Origin of the sequence: Sulfuricella denitrificans skB26 (genome assembly GCF_000297055.2) — a bacterium.
GTDB classification, from domain to species: domain Bacteria; phylum Pseudomonadota; class Gammaproteobacteria; order Burkholderiales; family Sulfuricellaceae; genus Sulfuricella; species Sulfuricella denitrificans.
Window position 1 is genome coordinate 2,397,635 of sequence record NC_022357.1, and the last position, 13,340, is coordinate 2,410,974.

A 13,340-nucleotide genomic window follows, 5' to 3' on the forward strand; every position below is an offset into this window, starting at 1 on the left:
CGGGATCAGACTTCCATCTGCAGCGTTTCACGCAACAGCGGTACGGTGATGGGGCGCTTGGTTTCGAGGGAGTAGCGGTCGAGCGTATCCAGCGCCCCCAGCAGCGACGGCAGGTCGCGCCGCCAGTGGCGAAGCAGGTATTCCGCCACACCAGCCCCGAGTCGGAAGCCGCGGCTTGCGGCGTGGGCGTGCAGCGCCTGCACCTTCTCGTCGTCGCTGAGGCCATGAATTTGATAAATCAGCCCCCAGCCGAGTCGGGTCACCACATCGGGACGCATCGGGAGCTGTGCCGGGGCACACTGCCCGCTGGTCAGGAGACGCCCCCGCCCTTCGCGCAGCCGGTTGTAAAGATTGAACAGCGCGATCTGACCCTCGCCGTCCAGCTGGCCGACATCGTCCAGCGCCACCGCATCGTAACCTTCCAGATGATCCGGTAGCGCCGCACCGCACTGCACGTAAACCGATTTCAACCCGTACCGCGAAACGGCCCCCACAAACGCATGCAGCAAATGCGTCTTGCCGCTACTAGGCTCGCCCCAAAGGTAAATAAAACGCTCCGGTTGCGCGCCAGCAGCACTTTCGCTCAAGGCTTGCAGCACTTCCACATTGCGCCCGGCAACAAAATTGTCCAGCGTGGGGGTGAAGTCGGGGGAGATTTCGAGCAGTAGCTGTTTCATTTTTTAACGGAAAATCAGGTTATCCGTATTTTAGCAGCTTGAGCAGCGCCTGCAGCGGTTTGTAAAAACCGGGTATGATTCAGCGTTTCATTCATCCAGTTTTCTCGCCGATGGATTTCACGGATTTGCTTTTCATTCTGTTACTTGCCGCGCTCGCCGGATTCTGGCTCGACAGCCTGCGCGCCCTCGAAACCGCGCGAAATGCGGGCAAACGCGCCTGTAACAGCGCAGGGGTCCAATTTCTCGACGACACAGTCACTGTCACCGCCTTGGCTCTGAAACGTAACACGGGGGGGCAACTGGCAATCCGGCGGACCTATCATTTCGAATTCAGCGATACCGGAGATAACCGACTGGAAGGCACTCTCGTATTGCTGGGTGCTCGTGTTGAATCGGTGGAAATGGAGCCGTTCCGGTTCATGCAATAACCCTCTTATTATTTCTTGCTGCCAAAACGAAACAAACTTCACCCCAGGACCAGCCATGAAATCGTTCAGATTAATAATCGCTTGACTTGTCAAAATATAAGGCGTAAAAACTCTCTGGTGTTTGGATTCAAGTTTTTTGCACTATCGGTTTCGCCGTTTGCAGTCTTGGAATTCAGGCATTTTCGCGGGATTTCCCGTTTTTTTATTAGCAAGGGACTACGTAAATGGCAACTGGTACTGTAAAATGGTTTAACGATTCCAAGGGTTTCGGCTTCATCACTCCGGACGACGGCAGCGAAGATCTGTTCGCGCACTTCTCCGCGATTCAGATGGGCGGATTCAAAACCTTGAAAGAAGGTCAAAAGGTGCAGTTTGAAATCACCCAAGGCCCCAAGGGTAAGCAAGCTTCCAACATCCAAGCCGCCTAAGTATTAGCGCTTGAATGCTACGCCCCGGAGCCACGGCTCCGGGGCGTTTTTACTTGTACTATGCACCACGGAGTGGGGCGTAGTGTTTGTGCCGACCTACCGGTACAAACTGCTCTTCAGATAGCTCTTCCGCAACAACCGCAAGCCCACCAGCAGCACTGCGCTGATCGGCAATGCCAGTAGCACACCGAAGAAACCGAACAACTGCCCGAATGCCAATACCGCAAAAATCACTGCGACCGGATGCAGGCCGATACGATCGCCAACCAACCAGGGCGTCACTACCACTCCCTCCAACATCTGACCTGCGCCGAATACGATCCACACCGGAATCATTCCGCCCAGGCTCTGGAACTGCATCAGTCCTGCTAGCGTCGCCAGAGTCAGGCCGACGATCATGCCGAGGTAGGGCACGAACACCAGCAAGCCGGCGATAATTCCGATCGGCAATGCCAGTTCCAGCCCGACCAGCCATAAACCGAGCGCGTAAAACAGGCTCATCAACAGCATCACCGAGATCTGGCCACGCAAAAAACTGCCCAGCACTTCATCCACTTCCCGAACTACCGCACTGACCTGTTCGTGCCAGCGGCGCGGAATCACCCCGTCGATGCGGGCGACGATCAGGTTCCAGTCGCGCAGCACGTAAAACAGCACCACCGGCACCAGCACCAGATTGACGAAAAAGCCTACCAGTGCCAGCCCCCCGCTTTTAATTGAAGGCAGGAATTGCGCCGCAAAGCCGCCGGCGCTTTGCCAATGTTCGGCCAACGCCTGTTTGAGATATGCACTGTCAAACTGCAATTCCACGTCGAACCGGGACTTCAGCCAAGGCGCCAGATGCTGCCTGAACCAGTCAAGGTAGCCCGGCAAGCGCTCTATGAACAATGACACCTGCTTCTCGAATAGCGGGATCATGATCAGCAGCAGAGCGGAAAATAAACCAAACAGGAACACCATGACCAGGATTGTGCTGAGGGTGCGGGGTATTTTCAGGCCAGCCAGCCGTTCCACCAGCGGGTTGCAAATATAGGCGAGAATAGCCGCGAACAGGAACGGCGCGAGGATAGGACTGAGCAGGTAAAACAGTCCACCCACCGCGACGACCGGCAACAGCCACCACAGGTGTCGGAGATTGAGTTCTTCAAGGCGTTTCGTGTCCATTTGGGATAAACCTATAAACGGCAGTTAACCGCTTCACTATGCATTTAATACAATGATTATAAATAATTTCTTTATTAGCTCCGCGTTCACCTGCTTAGTGAGTACGCTACGAGGCGAATTGCACAATTATTTGAACACGTGACTGCGTTATAACTTCTTGGAATGGAACGACCATTCCGCGTCGTTATGCCTTGCCCTGTATCCAAAAAATCGCACACTTCGCCCCGTCCAACTGCTGTTTCTAGGTTAAAATACCACAATTTACAAATTTACGCGGAGCCTCCCTTGAACCAGCCCGACTCAACCAAAAATTCCCTGAGCTACCGCGATGCAGGCGTGGACATCGATGCCGGTGACGCTCTGGTAGAGAACATCAAGCCATTCGCCAAGCGCACCATGCGTCCTGAAGTACTCGGCGGCCTCGGCGGCTTCGGCGCATTGTTCGAAATCTCAAAGAAATACAAAAACCCGGTACTGGTCTCCGGCACCGACGGTGTCGGCACCAAACTCAAGCTCGCCTTCATGCTCGACAAACACGACACCGTCGGCATCGACCTGGTGGCGATGAGCGTCAACGACATCCTGGTGCAGGGCGCGGAGCCGCTGTTCTTCCTCGACTACTTCGCCTGCGGCAAGCTCGATGTCACCACCGCCACCGATGTCATCAAGGGCATCGCGGCGGGCTGCGAACAAGCCGGCTGCGCGCTGATCGGCGGCGAAACCGCCGAGATGCCCGGCATGTACCCAGCGGGCGAGTACGACCTCGCCGGCTTCGCTGTGGGCGCAGCGGAAAAAGACAAACTCATCAACGGTTCGACCATCGCCGCCGGCGATGCGGTACTCGGCCTAGCCTCCAGCGGCGCGCACTCGAACGGCTATTCGCTGATCCGCAAGATCATCGAGCGCAGCGGGATTGACCTCAACTCGGATTTCCACGGCCAGCCGTTACGTGACGTGGTGCTGGCGCCGACGCGCATCTACGTCAAACCGATGCTAGCGCTGATGGAACAGCTGCCGGTCAAAGGCATGGCCCACATTACCGGCGGTGGCCTGCTCGAAAACATCCCGCGTGTGCTGCCGGAAAACCTGACGGCAGTACTGAACAAAAACAGCTGGGACATGCCGCCACTGTTTTCCTGGATGCAACAGGAAGGCAACGTGGCCGAGAAGGAAATGCACCGCACTTTCAACTGCGGTATCGGCATGGCGGTAATCGTCGCCGCTGCGGATGCCGAGCGCGCCATGCAGCTGCTGCGCGATGCAGGCGAAACAATATGGCAGATAGGCAGCGTCGAGAAACGCGCCGAAGGGCAGCCGCAAACCGTGGTGCAATGAAGTCCATCGTCATCCTCATCTCCGGGCGCGGCAGCAACATGCAAGCGATCCTGGAGGCCAGACTGCCGGTCAAAATCGCCGCGGTCATCAGCAGCAGCCCCAACGCCCATGGCCTGGAAATCGCCAGGCAGCACGGCATTCCCGCCCATGCACTGAACCACCGCGACCACGAAACCCGCGAGGAATTCGACACCGCCCTGGCTGCTAAGATCAATGAATTCAACCCCGATCTGGTCGTACTAGCCGGTTTCATGCGCATTCTCACACCGAAATTCGTCCATGATTACAATGCCCGGCTGATCAATATCCACCCCTCGCTGCTGCCGGCATTCACGGGCCTCAACACTCACGCCCGCGCCCTGACCGAGGGGGTGAAAATCCATGGCTGCACCGTGCATTTCGTCACCCCCAACCTCGACAAAGGTCCGATCATCGTTCAGGCAGCCGTACCGGTACTACCCGGCGACACCGAAGAGACGCTGGGCGCAAGGGTGCTGGAACAGGAGCACCAGATCTACCCCCAGGCAATCCGCTGGTTTGCCGAAGACCGGTTAACCGTCACCCCGGATTGCAACGTCATCCTTCAAAACCAACAGCCAGTTGAATCCGCGCTACGCTCGCCGTGGGAAGCGCCATGAAGAAATTATTGATCGTGCTTTGCAGCCTGTGGATGGGGACGGTCCTGGCCGCTGCCCCGCAGCAAGTTGCCGCCACCTACAGCCTCTCAAAACAAGGCCAGCAAATCGGCACCGTCACGGAAAACTTCAAACAAACAGAAGTCCGCTATCAGCTTGAGAGCGTCACCTCCGCCATCGGCGTTTACGCCCTGTTCATGAAAGGAAAAATCCGCCTGATCAGCAGCGGAGAGGTGACCGACCATGGCCTGCGTCCACTGCACTTCGAGCATCATCGCGCCGCCGATCCGGCCAAGACTGTCCAGGCCGATTTCGACTGGGAGAAGATGAATCTCACCCACAGCTTCGACGGCAAAACTGAGAGCGTCGCCCTTGAACCCGGCAGCCAGGACCGCATCAGCCTGCAATACCAGTTCATGTTCGCGCCTCCGGTAAAAGAGGATATCCGGCTGTTCATGACCACCGGCAAGAAACTCAACCTCTACCATTACAAACTGGCCGGGGAAGAGAAAATCACCACGCCGGCAGGGCAGTTCCAGACGATACACCTGATCAAGCAGCGCACGGGAGATGAGGATGGCACGGAAATCTGGTTGGCGAAGAAACGTCATTTCTTCCCGGTACGTATCATCGTCGAGGAACACAATGGCGGCAAGATGGAACAGAACCTGACCTCCCTGACCTTCGAGGGTGAGTAATTCGGTGGGCGGGCACGTCAAGCCATGCCGGATCGGGTAAAAATACTTCTTTGGGTACTGGGGCTTTCCCTGGCGGTGCACCTCGCCTTGTTGTTGGGCCCGCATTTCTCCCTGCCCGTCAACCTGGCTCCCGCTCCAGTTCTGGAAGCCAGGCTCAGCCCACCTCCGCCTCCATCAGCGAGGCTGACGAAGCCCAAGCCGCCGCGTGCCACTCAACCCAAACCCAACCCCGTGAAAAAAACCTCCACTCCGCCCGTGGAAGCTGCGCCCGCACCCGAGGTCCAACCCCATACTACCGCACCACCACTCGCCGAAACGCCGCCTGCCGTGGAGCCCGAACCGGCCGTTCCCGATTCACCCACCATGCCGCAGCGGGTAACGACACGATTCACCGTATTCAAGGGGCTGAACGGCATCCGTGTGGGTCGTGCCGAGCAGGTATGGAAGCTCGACGGAGAACGCTATACAATTTCCAGCATAGCTGAAGCCAGCGGCCTGTTCTCTCTGTTTGCTACTGGCAAGTTCGTCCAGGAAAGCCAGGGGGAAATCTCGCCGGCCGGGCTGAAACCCTCGAACTACCGTGTGGAACGAGGAAAGGGCGGCGCGGACAAGACCGATACCGCCCAGTTCGACTGGAATGCCATGACACTCACCCTCGCCAGCGGAGGCAGCAAACAGACACTGAAACTGCCGGAAGGAACCCAGGATCTGTTAAGCTTCATGTATCAACTCGCCTTCGCACCGCCACAGAGCAGCGCAGTTAAATTACAGATGACCAATGGCAGAAAACTCGACAGCTATACTTACTGGGTCGTGGAAGAAGCGCTGGAAACCCCGATGGGGGTGCTGAATACCCTGCACCTCGGCAAGCAGCGCGAAGAAGGTGAAAAAGATACCGAAGTCTGGCTAGCCGCCGACTACCATTACCTGCCGGTCAAAATCAGCCAGATCGATAAGGATGGCGATGGGCTGGTGCTGCTGGCGAACGAAATCGAATTGACTAAGTGAGGAGTTAGGGGTGAGGGGTGAGGCGAAAAAACAAAAGCCGCACCATCGCGGGTTTTCCGCCTCACCCCTCACGCCTCACCCCTAACCAAAATAAGCTACCCACTGGAATGATATAGCTCATGCAACTCTCCACTACTCGCCTCGGCCACGCCGTACACGCCCTGATCGATATCCTGCCGCTAAACCACCCGGCCGATGCGAGCTTGAGCCGCTATTTCCGCAACAACCACGAATTGGGCCCCAAGGATCGCGCCTTCGTCGCCGAAACAGTTTATGCCGTACTGCGTCGCAAGCGCCTTCTGGAGCACCTCGCCGCGCCTCACACCTCGCCGCGCCACCTGATTCTGGCCTTGCTGGCGAAGGTACAGGGCCTGAGCCTGCGCGAGCTGGAACCGCTACTGCACAAGGAAGAAAACGAGTGGCTGAAGCAGGTCAAGGCGGTGCCCACGGACAATCTGCCATTAGCGGTCCGGGTGGACTTCCCCGACTGGCTGACGGAAAGACTGGTCGAGCGTATGCCGGAAGAAGAAATTCTCGCCCTGGCGCGCGGCATGCAGCATTCCGCCCCGCTCGATCTGCGAGTCAACACCGTGCGCGCCAACCGCGATGAAGTGCTGGCCATTCTGAAGCGTGACGGCATCCCCGCCGAAGCGACACCGTTTTCCCCGGTCGGCGTGCGTATCATGGAAAAGCCGGCGATCAACCGTCACCCCCTGTTCCTCACCGGCAAGATCGAAGTGCAGGACGAGGGCAGCCAGTTGCTTGGATACCTGGTTGCGCCAAAACGTGGTGAGATGATCGCGGACTTCTGCGCCGGAGCCGGTGGCAAGACCCTGCTACTGGGCGCGCTGATGCACTCCCAGGGACGGATCTACGCCTTCGATGTGTCGGAAAAGCGCCTCACCCAGCTTAAACCACGCCTGAAACGCTCCGGCCTGTCCAACCTGCATCCCCAGCTGATCAGCAACGAAAATGACATCAAGATCAAGCGTCTCGCCGGCAAGCTCGACCGTGTGCTGGTCGATGCGCCCTGCAGCGGGCTCGGCACCCTGCGCCGCAACCCCGATCTAAAATGGCGCCAGAAACCGCAGGATATCGAGGAGCTGACGCAGAAACAGGCCGCCATTCTCACTGCCGCCGCCCGCCTGGTCAAAGTCGGTGGACGACTGGTGTACGCCACTTGCAGCATACTTGAAGAAGAAAATGAGCGGATCGTCGAAGCCTTTCTCGCCACGCATCCAGAATTCGAATTGCGTGCAGCCAGCGAGGTGCTGGCGCAGCAGAACATCCCGCTGGACACGGGCAAATACTTCAAGCTCGCGCCACATCTGCATGGCACGGATGGATTCTTTGCTGCGGTGATGGAAAGAAAGAGCTAGGGTAAAGCGAACTGGCCTGGATACTTCATAAATTTGCGTGACGATCACGCAAATAGGACATCCCGCGCACAGCTATCATGCCCGGCTACGGTAGTAAGCGTCGAATTGCTCTTTCGGCAGCGGCTTTGAATAGTAATACCCCTGGAATATGTGGCAATCGTAACGGAGGAGAAAGTCGAGCTGCTCTGCCGTCTCCACGCCTTCGGCCACAATATTCAGTTTAAGAATATTTGCCATATTCAGAATAGTCACCACCATCATCCGATCCCCCTCTTTCTGGTCAAGCGCACCGACGAAGGAGCGATCAATCTTGATCTCGTCAAGAGGAAGCCGGTTCAGATAGCTGAGGGATGAGTAGCCGGTGCCGAAATCGTCCATGGAGAAACGGATTCCTGATTCCTTCAACCTGTTCATCACCGAAATGACGCGCTTGATATCCTCGGCCACTATCGATTCCGTGATCTCGAATATGAGCTTGTGACACAATTCTTCGTCGAGATAACGTTGAACCAGATCTTCGACCTGCTCCACGAAGGCATGGTGGGTAAACTGCCGCATGCTGATGTTGATGGAGAACTGATCAAGACAGATACCCTCATCTCGCCACTCGCGCAGAGTCCTGAACCCTGTTTCAAGGATATAGTGTCCCAGTTCAACAATCAGTCCTGTCTGTTCGGCGATGGGAATAAATTGGGCGGGCGAAACGGAACCGAGTGTCGGATTGTTCCAGCGTGCCAGAGATTCGGCGCCGATGATACGCCCCTCGCGGTCGAACTGCGGCTGGAAGTGAAGCGTGATTTCATTGTTGGCCAGAGCAAAGTGGAGCAGACGTTCAATCTCCAGATGGCTCTCGACCCGGTTGGACATTTCTTCATTGAACATGAAAACGCCGTCGCGCCCCTTCGCCTTTACCTCGTACATCGCAATATCGGCTTCCTTGATGAAGCTGTGGGCATTGGCGCTACGCCCGCTGAGGATGCTTACGCCGATGCTGGCGCTGATGCACATATGATGCTGGTCGACCACATAGGTCTCTTTCAGTCTTGCGATAAGTTGCTCGGATATTTCTAACGCGGCGCGCTCGCACGCCTCCCGGTCGACAAAATTGCTTCCGGCAATGATGAACTCGTCCCCCCCAAGGCGCGCGACAATACACCCTTGGGGAACACGTTCCTGTAGACGCGACACGACGCTTTGCAGGAGCCGATCGCCGACATCGTGCCCCAGGGAGTCGTTGACGTTCTTGAAGTGATCCAGGTCGATGAGCAGGAGGTAGGAGAACTCGCCGCTCTCATTCAGGGAATTCATCCGTTTCTGCAGGTGTTCGATAAAGTACTGCCGGTTATGCAGGCCTGTAAGCGCGTCGTGCGTGGCCTGATGGTTCGCCTGCATCAGCAGTTGGTGAGCGCTGTTGGCGGCGTAGAGTAAAACCCAGGTGAGGGTGCAGGCAAAGAGGGTGAGGACATAGCCATACCACTCGCCGATGAAGAAAAAGTAGACGATCAGCGGAACCATCAGGATGAAGATGGTCGGCCTGAAAAGTCGCTTATCCGAAGCCAGCAGCGAAGAGGCGACCACCGAGGCGCCGATTTCGGTGAAGATGGCGATGTAGTGGAGCTTGTAGGCGTTCTGCCCGACATAGAGCAGGAAAATCAATGTCCACAACAGAAAGAAAGCGTAGAAAAACCATGAACACTGTCGGTACCAGCGATCACGCCGGTTCTCACTCATCGCGTCAAAGTCGAAACCCCGGTAAAGAGAATACCCCCAAACTGACGCCGCAATGACCAGCAGATACCAGACGAAAGCCGGAGCGAAAACCCCATTTAACCAGCCAAGGAAGAGATAGCCAAGGCCGGGCAAGAGCGAAAGCGCCATGAACACCGGAATCTGGCGATGCAAAAATATGTAGAAGCACTTGTTTCTCATGGAATAAGTATCAAGCCATTTTGCTTATTGATGTAGCCAATATACTTTATCTGTCTGAGTGATGACCACTAATTATTGCGCCTGCACTTAAATTCGACTGTAGAAACAATGGACTTTCTCAACATTGGGATGTATGTCTTGGCTTACCCTCTGTTGTCGCTATCATTAAACAGTGCCATACCCGTCAAACGAGAAAACACGCTGATGACGCCGTATTTATTTAAGCTTAATATTCCAGATGAGAACATTCCCACATTATCAACTCTCTCAAGGAGCAATCATGAAATGCAGATTCGACACCCGTAGAATTTTCTCCCTGCTGCTGCTCGGCTTGGCTGCCGCCTCGCTGGCGGGAGGCGCGCTCGCCGCCGACACGCCCAAACGCAAGTCGGGTCTGTGGGAAATAAACACGCAGATGGAGGGAATACCCAACATGGGCGCCATGCAGCAGTGCATCGACCAGAACACCGACAATCTTATGCAACAGCAAGCAAAGAAGGAAAAAGTCGACTGCAGCGTGATGGATTTCAAGGCCCAGGGCAACAAGTTCACCCTGCATTCGGTCTGCAAGTTCGAGGGCACCACAGCCACGACCGATGCCGTGTTTATCGGCACCTTTGATTCAGCCTACAAGGGTGACATGAATATTCGCTACAATCCGCCGATGCATGGCATAAGTGAATCGAAAATGACCATGGAAGCCAAATGGCTCGGCCCCTGCAAACCCGGCCAGAAACCCGGTGACGTGATCATGCCGAACATGAAAAATATGAACTTTAATGAAATGATGAAGGATCCGAAAATTCGGGAGATGATGAAACAACAGAAATAAGCAACTCACAGGGGTGGGCGGCAAGCTGCCCGGCCCTGATTATCTTGAATCTCGGCGAACTCTCTGGCTTACATCTGCCGTTTTTTAATCCCGCAGAGCCAGCCGCGCCATTTCAACAGCTCCGCCTTTCGTCTTGTGCCCTGCGACAAAACGACCTCTGTGGCAGAACACGCAACCCTCCATGCCGATGACGGCGTCCAGTTCCTCGCCATCCAGTCCGGCCCAGGCTGAAGGCAGGGATTTTCGGTTATTAAAGCTTCCCGCGCGATCCGGAACGGCGGTCACATGCCATTTCGCCTGGGCATCCGGTGTAATTACGTACAGAAGATGCTCGTACTCAGACGATCCCAATACGGCATCCTTCCATGGCACGTCGTGCTCCAACACCAGCAACCGCCCCGCTTCCTGCAATATCCCTTGCGCCACAGCGGCGCGCGCCTTTTCAAATCCGTTTGCGTCCCTGATCGTGTTTTGCAAAACGGTGGTTGCCATGCTGACAGCACGTTCGAAGGCCTCGTTCCTGGCTGAAGCGGACGTGACATCCTGCCAGCCGGGATTGAACCCTCCAAGGACCGTGGAAATGGACATCAGCGTGACGGGCAGAGTTTCCTTGCTTAAGTTAATGCCGCAATCCATGGCATCCACGCCTTGCACCAGCCAGCGATCGACCTTGGCCGCCGCAGCCGCCGATTCACAAAGCTGCGCTCCCAATTCACACCATACCAGGCCGAACGAACTGTACGGGATGCCGTTTTCGCGCGCTTCCTTGTATTCCAGTTGATGATGGTCGAAACGGCAGGTCGCCGAGTCAAAAACACGTCCCACATCGAATATGACATCCGCTGCGTCCAGTTGCCCCTGATCGCGCGTACGCAGGATGGGCAAAGCCGGATTTACCAGGCGTAGAGTCGCTGCCGCCAACACATCATCGGCATGAAAGGACCCGGAGTGGGTGGCTGCAACAGCGCCGGGGCGCTGGAGGATAGTATAAAGATTCGACACGTTACCTCTTTAAATTGTTAGTTGTTCCATGGCCAGTATCCTAACAGAATGGCAAATCAAGTTGCGAAACCGGCAACACTGGACGCCAGTCATTGTTTATACTTCAGCCACCCGGAACGTAATATAGATCACATCCGCCGGAAAATTATCCCTGACTTGAAGAAATCGTTTTGAAAAAAATACTCATTACTATACAGGGCAAGACCCTGATCCTACATTACCAAGTCAAGCATGGGCTGGTGCGCAAAGGCTCTGGCTGGGCAACCTATATTGAGGTTTTGCCTTCCGCCGAGCTAGCCCGATTCGACCTGAAAGGGCTGACCCCTGAAATGTTCTGCGTGAATATTACCGACATGGCGAATATTCGCGGTCTGTTTTCCGGGCAGGTTGAAAATGAACGGCAGGTTCCCGTTGCGCGATGGGACATGAATTACGAAGATTACCTGCATGCGACCAGCTCCCATGTGGCGAAATTGACGCATCTGCAAATTGTGGATTTGCTTGCCTCATTGCCGGGTTACATTCAGGAAATGGACAACCAATTTATCGATTTCGCAGGCAGCGTCGTCCCTCACGAAACGGGAGAAACCGCCACTTTCAGCGGTTATCGGCTGACTATCGTGACAGAAGACATCGAAGACAAGGTCGCTCCTTACGCCGATTACAACCTGGACACTCACACGCCGGAAGGATGGCAAGGCTACCCGCCACCGCAAGCGGATTACGAGCCGATACGAACCGCACTGGAGAACCAGCTTCAGGCCATCAGAGACGCCGGCGTGCAGCTCACGCAGGTTTATGATGAAACCGATTACGCCATAGCAAGTTAATTGCACATCCGTTTATTTACTTTTGGGCTGTATAATCGCCCCCTTTTTTCGAGCACCCTGCCATGTGGTTTAAAAACATCTTCCTTTATCGCCTTCCTGCCGATTTGGCCATAAGCGCCGCCACGCTGGAGGAAAAGCTCTCCCGCCAACCACTGCAGCCCTGCGGCGGATTGGACAAGCAAAGCCGTGGCTGGGTTTCCCCTCAAGGTAATGGGCCTTTCGTCCACGCATTGAACCGGCAGCTGTTGATCGCCATGGGCGTAGAGCAGAAACTGCTGCCCGCCGCCATCATCAACCAGTTTGCCAAGGATCGCATCGCCGAACTCGAAGCGCAGCAGGGCCACCGCGTCGGGCGCAAGGAGATCAAGGAGATCAAGGAACGTATCACCGACGAGCTCCTCCCTCGTGCATTCGCACATCGACGCACGACCTTCGTCTGGATCGATCCGGTCAACGGCTGGCTGGTTGTGGACGCGGCCTCCCCGGCCAAGGCGGATGAAGTTCTGGAACTGCTCGGCAAAACTCTGGACGACCTGCCGCTCAAGCTGCTGCATACCAGACTCTCGCCCGTCGCAGCCATGACTGGCTGGCTCGCCGCCGGTGATGCGCCGCCCGGGTTTACCATCGATCGCGAACTGGAGCTCCGCTCCATCGACGAGGGCAAGGCCACGGTTCGCTATGTCCGCCATGACCTGGAGGGAGATGAAATCCGTGCGCACATTGCTGCCGGCAAGAGCGCCACCCGGCTGGGAATGACCTGGAACGACAAAATCTCCTTCGTCCTCACCGAACAGCTCCAGATCAAGCGCCTCGCCTTTCTGGACATACTCAAGGAAGAAGCCGAATCCGAAGCTGAAACCACCGAAGAGTTATTCGATATCGACTTTACCCTCATGACCGGCGAACTGGCCCGCTTACTGGCCGATCTGGTCGAGGCGCTGGGCGGCGAGAACCTTCAGCAGGCGTAACCCTGTTTGTGTCTTGTCCTGACCTTT

Annotated in this window: 14 protein-coding genes; 10 read left to right on the forward strand and 4 right to left on the reverse strand. The window is 56.0% G+C overall.

Annotation, left to right across the window (positions count from 1 at the left end):
* Positions 1 to 5: 5 nt before the first annotated feature.
* Positions 6 to 677 carry a DnaA regulatory inactivator Hda gene (gene hda, locus SCD_RS11635; protein ID WP_009205358.1) on the reverse strand — a complete coding sequence of 224 codons (672 nt, stop codon included), beginning with the start codon at positions 675 to 677 and terminating at the stop codon, positions 6 to 8.
* A 74-nt stretch (positions 678 to 751) separates the two neighbouring features.
* On the opposite strand from hda, the gene SCD_RS11640 reads away from it, so the two are divergent.
* Together SCD_RS11640 and cspE are read left to right on the forward strand one after the other, a co-directional pair.
* Positions 752 to 1,105, forward strand: a complete 354-nt coding sequence (locus tag SCD_RS11640) for a DUF3301 domain-containing protein (protein ID WP_023506981.1) — start codon at positions 752 to 754, stop codon at positions 1,103 to 1,105.
* A gap of 224 nt (positions 1,106 to 1,329) precedes the next feature.
* Complete coding sequence (cspE, locus tag SCD_RS11645; RefSeq protein WP_009205360.1) at positions 1,330 to 1,533, forward strand: transcription antiterminator/RNA stability regulator CspE; 204 nt, start codon at positions 1,330 to 1,332, stop codon at positions 1,531 to 1,533.
* Positions 1,534 to 1,629: 96 nt separating this feature from the next.
* On the opposite strand, the gene SCD_RS11650 is transcribed toward cspE, so the two are convergent.
* A complete protein-coding gene (locus SCD_RS11650) occupies positions 1,630 to 2,697 on the reverse strand; it encodes an AI-2E family transporter (RefSeq protein WP_009205361.1) in 1,068 nt (355 codons plus the stop codon).
* A 285-nt stretch (positions 2,698 to 2,982) separates the two neighbouring features.
* On the opposite strand from SCD_RS11650, the gene purM reads away from it, so the two are divergent.
* From purM to SCD_RS11675, 5 genes are all read left to right on the forward strand, one after another.
* Positions 2,983 to 4,032 (forward strand): phosphoribosylformylglycinamidine cyclo-ligase, encoded by a 1,050-nt coding sequence (gene purM / locus SCD_RS11655; RefSeq protein ID WP_009205362.1) that lies wholly within the window; start codon positions 2,983 to 2,985, stop codon positions 4,030 to 4,032.
* Positions 4,029 to 4,670 (forward strand): phosphoribosylglycinamide formyltransferase, encoded by a 642-nt coding sequence (purN, locus tag SCD_RS11660; RefSeq protein ID WP_009205363.1) that lies wholly within the window; start codon positions 4,029 to 4,031, stop codon positions 4,668 to 4,670. The genes purM and purN overlap by 4 nt, the downstream gene beginning before the upstream one ends.
* On the forward strand, positions 4,667 to 5,365 hold the full coding sequence (locus tag SCD_RS11665; RefSeq protein WP_009205364.1) for a DUF3108 domain-containing protein: 699 nt from the start codon (positions 4,667 to 4,669) through the stop codon (positions 5,363 to 5,365). The genes purN and SCD_RS11665 overlap by 4 nt, the downstream gene beginning before the upstream one ends.
* A gap of 24 nt (positions 5,366 to 5,389) precedes the next feature.
* The gene (locus tag SCD_RS15845; RefSeq protein WP_009205365.1) at positions 5,390 to 6,373 is read left to right on the forward strand and encodes a DUF3108 domain-containing protein; all 984 of its coding nucleotides are present in this window, start codon (positions 5,390 to 5,392) and stop codon (positions 6,371 to 6,373) included.
* A gap of 119 nt (positions 6,374 to 6,492) precedes the next feature.
* Complete coding sequence (locus tag SCD_RS11675; RefSeq protein WP_009205366.1) at positions 6,493 to 7,752, forward strand: RsmB/NOP family class I SAM-dependent RNA methyltransferase; 1,260 nt, start codon at positions 6,493 to 6,495, stop codon at positions 7,750 to 7,752.
* 75 nt (positions 7,753 to 7,827) lie between these two features.
* On the opposite strand, the gene SCD_RS11680 is transcribed toward SCD_RS11675, so the two are convergent.
* Entirely contained in the window at positions 7,828 to 9,681 is a 1,854-nt protein-coding gene (locus SCD_RS11680; protein ID WP_023506982.1) for a putative bifunctional diguanylate cyclase/phosphodiesterase, read from the reverse strand.
* Positions 9,682 to 9,961: 280 nt separating this feature from the next.
* On the opposite strand from SCD_RS11680, the gene SCD_RS11685 reads away from it, so the two are divergent.
* On the forward strand, positions 9,962 to 10,513 hold the full coding sequence (locus tag SCD_RS11685) for a DUF3617 domain-containing protein (protein WP_009205368.1): 552 nt from the start codon (positions 9,962 to 9,964) through the stop codon (positions 10,511 to 10,513).
* An 84-nt stretch (positions 10,514 to 10,597) separates the two neighbouring features.
* Here SCD_RS11685 and SCD_RS11690 read toward each other — a convergent pair whose 3' ends face one another.
* A complete protein-coding gene (locus SCD_RS11690) occupies positions 10,598 to 11,515 on the reverse strand; it encodes an MYG1 family protein (RefSeq protein WP_009205369.1) in 918 nt (305 codons plus the stop codon).
* A 170-nt stretch (positions 11,516 to 11,685) separates the two neighbouring features.
* Here SCD_RS11690 and SCD_RS11695 point away from each other — a divergent pair, with 170 nt between their 5' ends.
* Both SCD_RS11695 and SCD_RS11700 read left to right on the forward strand, forming a co-directional pair.
* On the forward strand, positions 11,686 to 12,345 hold the full coding sequence (locus tag SCD_RS11695) for a hypothetical protein (protein WP_009205370.1): 660 nt from the start codon (positions 11,686 to 11,688) through the stop codon (positions 12,343 to 12,345).
* Positions 12,346 to 12,407: 62 nt separating this feature from the next.
* Entirely contained in the window at positions 12,408 to 13,313 is a 906-nt protein-coding gene (locus SCD_RS11700; protein ID WP_009205371.1) for a recombination-associated protein RdgC, read from the forward strand.
* Positions 13,314 to 13,340: the final 27 nt, after the last annotated feature.

Coding starts and splice junctions, on each gene's coding strand:
- SCD_RS11665 (WP_009205364.1), top strand. CDS start 4,667: ATGAAGAAATTATTGATCGTGCTTTGCAGCCTGTGGATGGGGACGGTC.
- SCD_RS11685 (WP_009205368.1), top strand. CDS start 9,962: ATGAAATGCAGATTCGACACCCGTAGAATTTTCTCCCTGCTGCTGCTC.
- SCD_RS11675 (WP_009205366.1), top strand. CDS start 6,493: ATGCAACTCTCCACTACTCGCCTCGGCCACGCCGTACACGCCCTGATC.
- cspE (WP_009205360.1), top strand. CDS start 1,330: ATGGCAACTGGTACTGTAAAATGGTTTAACGATTCCAAGGGTTTCGGC.
- SCD_RS11700 (WP_009205371.1), top strand. CDS start 12,408: ATGTGGTTTAAAAACATCTTCCTTTATCGCCTTCCTGCCGATTTGGCC.
- purN (WP_009205363.1), top strand. CDS start 4,029: ATGAAGTCCATCGTCATCCTCATCTCCGGGCGCGGCAGCAACATGCAA.
- hda (WP_009205358.1), bottom strand. CDS start 677: ATGAAACAGCTACTGCTCGAAATCTCCCCCGACTTCACCCCCACGCTG.
- SCD_RS11640 (WP_023506981.1), top strand. CDS start 752: ATGATTCAGCGTTTCATTCATCCAGTTTTCTCGCCGATGGATTTCACG.
- SCD_RS11680 (WP_023506982.1), bottom strand. CDS start 9,681: ATGAGAAACAAGTGCTTCTACATATTTTTGCATCGCCAGATTCCGGTG.
- SCD_RS15845 (WP_009205365.1), top strand. CDS start 5,390: ATGCCGGATCGGGTAAAAATACTTCTTTGGGTACTGGGGCTTTCCCTG.
- SCD_RS11650 (WP_009205361.1), bottom strand. CDS start 2,697: ATGGACACGAAACGCCTTGAAGAACTCAATCTCCGACACCTGTGGTGG.